Source organism: Desulfosarcina sp. (assembly GCF_033791525.1).
GTDB lineage: Bacteria > Desulfobacterota > Desulfobacteria > Desulfobacterales > Desulfosarcinaceae > Desulfosarcina.
In genome coordinates this window covers 1-6,829 of record NZ_JASJGN010000335.1, presented here as the reverse complement: position 1 = coordinate 6,829, position 6,829 = coordinate 1, and the positions used below count along the sequence as shown (strand labels likewise).

Annotated in this window: 4 protein-coding genes; all 4 read right to left on the bottom strand. The window is 59.2% G+C overall.

Going from position 1 to position 6,829, the window contains the following annotated elements:
* A partial coding sequence (gene ald / locus QNK41_RS16655; protein WP_319258943.1) for an alanine dehydrogenase occupies window positions 1-1,070 on the bottom strand: 1,070 nt, incomplete at its 3' end.
* A gap of 77 nt (window positions 1,071-1,147) precedes the next feature.
* Complete coding sequence (locus QNK41_RS16650) at window positions 1,148-5,257, bottom strand: hypothetical protein (protein WP_319258941.1); 4,110 nt, start codon at window positions 5,255-5,257, stop codon at window positions 1,148-1,150.
* A gap of 213 nt (window positions 5,258-5,470) precedes the next feature.
* On the bottom strand, window positions 5,471-5,794 hold the full coding sequence (locus QNK41_RS16645) for a PEP/pyruvate-binding domain-containing protein (RefSeq protein WP_319258940.1): 324 nt from the start codon (window positions 5,792-5,794) through the stop codon (window positions 5,471-5,473).
* Window positions 5,795-6,667: 873 nt separating this feature from the next.
* Window positions 6,668-6,808 carry a helix-turn-helix domain-containing protein gene (locus tag QNK41_RS16640; RefSeq protein ID WP_319258945.1) on the bottom strand — a complete coding sequence of 47 codons (141 nt, stop codon included), beginning with the start codon at window positions 6,806-6,808 and terminating at the stop codon, window positions 6,668-6,670.
* Window positions 6,809-6,829: the final 21 nt, after the last annotated feature.

The following is a 6,829-nucleotide window of genomic DNA, read 5'->3' as shown; positions in this document are numbered from 1 at the left end:
TCGGCGACGGCCTGGTAGGTGACCTTGCCGTCGATCACGTTGGCCCCCAGCAGGATCTCCTGGTTGTCCTGCATGGCCTTTTTCCAGCCCTTGTTGGCGATCTGCACCGCATAGGGCAAGGTGGCGTTGGTCAAGGCCAGGGTCGAGGTCTTGGCCACGGCACCGGGCATGTTGGCCACGCAGTAGTGGATCACCCCGTCGACCACATAGGTGGGATTGCCGTGGGTGGTGGCCTTGGAGGTGTCGAAGCAGCCTCCCTGGTCGATGGCCACATCCACTAGCACCGAGCCCTTCTTCATGGTTCCCAGCATCTCGCGGGTTACCAGCCGTGGCGCCTTGGCCCCGGGGATCAGCACGGCACCCACCACCACGTCGGCCTCTTTGACCAGCTTGCGGATCGTCGCCGGGCTGGACATCAAGGTGAAGCAGTTGGCCGGCATCACGTCGCTCAGGTAGCGCAGCCGGTCCAGGTTCATGTCCAGCAGGTAGACCTTGGCTCCCAGGCCGCAGGCCATCTTGGCCGCGTTGACGCCCACCACGCCGCCGCCGATCACCACCACCGTGCCCGGGTCCACGCCGGGAACGCCGCCCAGCAACACCCCGTGGCCGCCCTGGGCCATCTCCAGGTACTTGGCCCCCTGCTGGATGGCCATGCGCCCGGCCACTTCACTCATGGGGGTCAACAACGGCAGACTGCCGTCGGCCTTCTGAATCGTTTCGTAGGCGATGCTCACCGACTTGCTCTTGATCAGCGCATTGGTCTGGGTCAGATCGGCGGCCAGGTGCAGGTAGGTGAAGACGATCTGGCCTTCGCGGATCAGATCGTACTCGGGAGGCAACGGTTCTTTGACATGCATGACCATGTCCGCCGCATCGAAGATCTCCTTGGGGGTGTCGATCATCTTGGCCCCGGCTTTCACATAGGCTTCATCGGAAAAGCCGCTGCCGCCACCGGCATTTTTTTCCACCAATACCGAGTGCCCGTTGTGGATCATCACTTCCACACCGGCAGGGGTCATGCACACGCGGTTCTCTTCCGTCTTGATCTCTTTCAGTATTCCGACAATCATGGTTCCTCCTTTCAGGTTCAACGAATTAAGTGGCGATGAAACGACAAAGCGATTCCACTCCATCGGGTCCTTATGGTTCAGTCGCCTGATGCATGGGGCATCGGCGTTGTATCTGGAGGGTCCTTCTCACGACGCACGTTTCCCTCTTTGGCCGGCTTGGTCTTTCGGCGCCACTTGACGGGTTTCCAGAGGTGCGTTTTGGAAAAGCATCCCCACGCCCAGCGCAGCCAGGATACGAGGCTGAAGGCCAGCCACAGGGACCAGACCAGCATGAGCAGGTGGTAGATCCACTGGGGCAGGCTCACCACCCAGGGGGTGGGCATGTTTCCGCCAATACGGTCCTGAGTCCAGTTCAGTTGAAAGCGCGTGGATTGGTTGCCGGCAATTTGCATGTCCGGGATGCCCAGAAGGCCGCGTTCAATGGCGGTGTAGAGACCCACCATGGCTGCCACAGTCAGGATCACCAGAAGTAACTGGATGCCGTTAAAGGCCAAGGCGTTTTCCGGTGCTTTCCGGCAGCGGGTTCCCATGGCCAGCAGCCAGCCCACAACCAGCAGGGCCACAACCGCGGGCACCTGGGTCAACCCGAGTCCCAGCAGCAGCCAGTGATGGGTGCGAAGGGGCGTAACCACCGTTTTCCCCAAGCCCACAGCCACTACCACCACCACGATCAGGTAGCTCCAGAACAGAACGGCCGGTCCAAGCCTGGGCCCGCCGGCCAACAGAATCCAGCGGTGGTCGGGCATGTGAAAGGTCACTGCGGCATTGACGGCGGCATCGCCCACGTTGACCTGAGGGCCCTGAACCCGGGTCATCGAATCGTTCAACTGATTCCACGCAAGCCTCACCGTCTGGCTGCCCGGCTCCAGCGGTACGGTTACCAGTCGGCCGTCCTGGCGGATGGGCAGGGTTTTGCCATCGATCGTGACCGTCTGCAGGTTGGCCTGCGTTGGCAATTCGATCTGATGGTGTCCGCCTTTGCTGGAACGGATGCCAAGGGTCAGCATCGCACGGGAAAACCGCTGCCCAGGTGTCAGCGCCAGCACCGACCGGTCCACGGTGATCGTTCGGCCGGCGACCGCCTTGGGTCGGGCCACATCGATGCGCACCTGTTCACCCGGCCACGGGCGCCATTGCGGCTGCCAATTACGGCCTTCATCCTGGTGGTGCACCACGGTCAGACCGGACACGCTGCAGCGCCACATCGCTGCGGCATCCAGAGTCCAGCTTTCTGTCCAAGGCATATCCCGAGGCGCGGTCAGCAGGATCGCCGGCGCAATGGGAATCGTTGTGGAAAACTGCGTCTCCATGTCATCCGGGCCCAGCGAGACCTGAGCCACCCGATCTTCCACATGAATGCCCGGCGTGGTGACCGAGGCGTTTTCCATTAGCGGAACGGATAGCACCGCCGGCACTCCCGGTTCGGTGAGCCGCTGAATGCGCGTGGTCACATCCCACTGGATACCCAGGTGCAGGGTGTGCGCCACGAGGAAAAAGGCGGGAATATCGGTTCTGGAAACGTCGGTGGGCGATCCGCTGTCGCTCTGTGTGCGACTCAGGGCAATGGTGGCGTCCATACTTCCGTCAGGTCCAAAGCCACGGGCCTGCCATCCGACACCTGCGTAGGTGCCCACATGGGGTACGATGGGAAAGGTGATGCGAATTTCGTCGGCATTGCCAGGCGGCCCGATCATCTTGACCTGGTGCACCCCCCGGGGCAAAACCATCCACAGGGTGCCCCGGTCATCCCGGGAGAGGCTTTTCACCGGTTGATTGTCAAGAATGATCCGGTTCGGTCGCCAGGTTTCCAGCGTGGCGGGCAAAGGGATAGCCGTGTCGATCTGGGCATGCATCTGCATGATCAGGCGAAGCTGGTCAGGGGTAGCTGCCAGCTCCAGCCGGCTCACATCAGCACAATGGGGAAGGCAGGGCGCCGGTTCGAGCATTCGCTGCTGGAGTTCGTCCAACAGGGGCTGGGGGGGAAAGGCCTGCCCAGCGGGTTCGGCCCGAAGCAACTGGACCGGTGCTAGGAAAATCAACATTAGTATCAGCGCGGAACCGATGGCCGTCCCCGGTTCAGGAAGATGCCGGCGCCAGTTGCGCAAGTCCAGAAAGGCCACGACAAGCAGAAACAGCAGCGCCACCCGAATCAATCCAAGGGCCAGGTTCATGGACGGTGAAACCAGCCACAGGCGAATCTGCTGGGTGCGGTCCACCGGTCCGTTCCAGAGAAGCTGAACGGATCGCCATTGCCACACCGGAAGCCCGGGACCGGTCTGTACCAGGGCGTCGGGATCCGTTACAAACCGGGTCTTCCGGGGTGTCGGTTGTGGCCGGGACAACTGGATCTCTTCTGCGGCTTTGAGGAGGCGTTTACCGACCGAAGCGGTTTCAGGCGCGTCGGCCATCCGGGATTCAAGGACCCTTCCGGTCCCGATAGCCGCCGGCCGGTAAAGGATTCCATCCCCGCCCTGGGCCAACTGGGGATAGATGGCCGTACGGACCTGCTGAACCATGAAAGGCATCGTGATAGCGATGAGCGCAACCACCGCGCTGGCCCCCCACAGTTTGACGACGGTTTTAAACCAGCCATTGGGAAGATATTTCAACAGCGCGGCCACCGCCAGCAGGTGAAGCCACACCTGCCGCGGCGCACCCGGCTCATGGAATGTCAGCACCAGTGTCACCAGGGCCAACAGACCGGTTGTCCGGTTGCGAATTTGATAGGCGCTGATGGCGATGATCAACACCAGAAAAAAGTCAAGCAGGGTCCAGCGCTGGAGCCATGCCCCGGGGGGAACATCCACACCGGCGGCGGAAAACAGGGTCCAGCCCGGAGGTAGGTGAAGCAACCCGCGGACGCTTTTAAAATCGTGGTCCCAGCCGATGGCGGGCACGATCGACGACGTGCGCGCCAGGCGGCTGTCCGCCTCCAGGGACAGCTGTCCGCGGCGCAGCTGAACGCCGGGCGAGGGCCGTTCCCCCTGAAGGGTGATCAGCTGATCCTGCCCATCCACGGCCACCCGTCCCAATTCCATTGGCGCCTCCATGGCCAGGTGCCAGGTTCGGCTCAATGTGCCACCAATGCGGTCATTGATGGTAAAGCCAGACCCATCAAAATCCAGCCACCAGGTGCGCACCAGGTCGAGCTGGTCCGGTGCCGGATCCGGGTCGCCCCTGCGCAGGACCTCGAAGGACAGGACGGCGCCGGGTTTGAGCTGATAGGCGGGAAAACCTTTCCATTCGTCGGGCATCCGGGTTCGCGACGGCTCAAGCGTCGGTGCACCCAGAACCTTCACCATGCGCAGGCCGTTGAAGGCCTTGAAGGACCAAATCTCATCACCATAAAGACCCTTCCCCGTGGAGAGGGTCTTCACCGGACCATCCAGGCGTACCGTCACGCGGACATCCCAGCGGCCGGGGCGGGCCTGAACCAGCAGGTCACCCGCATGCGTCAGGCGGGCGGGCAGCGGGCTGTCGATCTTCATCGCCGCGGCGCCGTCGGGTAGCAGGGAGGCCAGCCGGATCTCACGGGGCCGACCGGAGACCTCGAGCAGGACCCGGGTGATCAGCCGCATGGGAATGTCATCTTCGATCAACCGGAACAGGGTGGCCGTCATGGTGTCTTCCAACCTGGCGGTGCCGCCTTTTCCGTGAAGCCGAAGGTGGCCGTTTTGATCAAGGTCGGGTTCGACGATTTCCCGGCCGTCGACGGTTAAAGAGAGAAGGCCCGTGGAAACAGGAACCTGGAGTACTTCCGGCAGCGTGTTCCAGACGAAAGCGCCTCTGATGGTATAATTTTCGGGTTCCAGCCAGATGCTCGGCCGACCGTTGCGGCCCACCACGGGCAGAGCCTTGCTGCCGAGGGATACGGATTCGGGCCAATGGGCCTCGTCACCGGGAAGGGTTACCCAACTGGGGGCATACACGGTCACCTGCTGCTCGAACAGACCTCCCAGGTCCCCCACATCCACGACCAGGCGCGACGACCACCAGCAGCGGCGAATCGTCCCATTGTCAAAGTGTGCGGGGCATTGCTGCTCCGCCTTATCGTGAAGCACCCAGGCCCGCCAGGGTTCCAGAGATGCGGGAATGTCCAAGGCCTTTGCCTGCGCTGCGGCCACACCCACAGTGATAACAAGACACAACAGATACAGGGCAACGACGACCGATCCTGCACGGTTCATGGTACCTCCTGGAGAATGGCGGGTAAGCGTTCACCGGTTCAGGGTTGTTATTTGCTTATCAACGTTACCCGAAGGCCAGCCCTGAAAAGGCGGATTCTGTTTGGAACATCTTACTGGAACAATAAGGACCAATTGTTTTCCGAAGTTGATTGATCATGAACCGTTGAACCCTGAACCTGATTTTTGAGATAGATTCTACCCATTGTTGGCACATCAGACGCTCGTATTTTGTTTGTCCAGCAGGGGATTGTCGTCGCTGCCAAAGCGTTTTCCCGTTTCGGCTTCAACCGTTTGAAGGGCAGACAAGACTTGGTCCCACATACCCTTGGGAAAGGTTCCGCCGGACTTGAGGAAGGCATTGCAGGCCTCGGTGGAGACATTAAATCCGTGGGGAACCGGCAACCCGATTCGAACCATTTCAGCCAAGTTTGCCCCTTTGCTGCCCAGCAGACCCCGAACGGCATCCCCATCCTGGCCCACATGGTTTTTTACGGCATCCAGTTCGTCAAAGCCAAACACCCATTTTTTGGTTTTCATACCCACCTCCATGCATTGCCAAAAGGCTGCGCTATTTCTCGGTTGTCATAGAAAAGACAACCGGTAAAACCTGCCGATACCTGCCGCCGTTAACCACCGCGGCAGGGTTTGCCGATTGGCGGCAACGACTATTGCTAAGCGTGAGCGACGAAGAAGTGGAAGCGATCCACCGTTTTTAAAATGAGCCAATCGTTCAGAAACAGGGTTGGAAACCGGGCTAGAAATAATTCCACATCCAGTTATTTTTTTCTAACCGTGACCCCAGTTTCACAAGGATTGATTCTGGATCACTTCATGACGGATTCGTAAAAAGTCACCGGTCATGTCATTCCCGCGAAGGCGGGGCACGTCGTGAAGCTTTTTCAGCGCCATCTATAACTACCTGTTAATACAGGATCCCCGCTTTCGCAGGGACGACAACAAAACTGAAATTTCGATTTTTTACGAGTTCATCATCATTGGAATAGTGAAAGAATGGAATGGCATTTTAATGCAACTTCAAGCGAGTTTGGGTCCCCCCTTTTGACAGACTGCCTCACAATTGAAAAAAATACAAATGTTGCTGCTTTGTCATTCCGGACTTGATCCGGAATCCAGTTCTTTTTCAACGCGTTGGACCACTGAATACCGGATCAAGTCCGGAATGACGGGCAGAAATTAAGCGTTTTTCCGAATTACGACACAGTCTGCCCAAAAGGGGGAAAGGGGGATTTTTCTGTCGCCGACTCCCCTGCCTAACGGAATATGTTTTTGAAAAAAGCTATAATCCTCCCACAGCGTTCATGTTACATCCGCTCAGCAATTATGCAAAAGCGCTAGCCCTGAACGCTGAACCCACCGGAGGCGGACACGCCTTTGAACGCCTGAACCACCTTAAGGCTTTTTAATCCCCAGTTTTTGCAGGCGGGAGCGGAGGGTGGAAGGATTCATATCCAGAATTATGGCGGCGCCTTTAGGGCCATCGATGCGCCAGTTGGTTTCCTCGAGCACCCGGATGATATGATCTGTTTCGATCGCCTGCAGACTTTTTAGAGG

Excerpts from the sequence above, each read along its gene's own strand:
- QNK41_RS16650 (WP_319258941.1), bottom strand. The coding sequence starts at position 5,257 with ATGAACCGTGCAGGATCGGTCGTCGTTGCCCTGTATCTGTTGTGTCTT.
- QNK41_RS16645 (WP_319258940.1), bottom strand. The coding sequence starts at position 5,794 with ATGAAAACCAAAAAATGGGTGTTTGGCTTTGACGAACTGGATGCCGTA.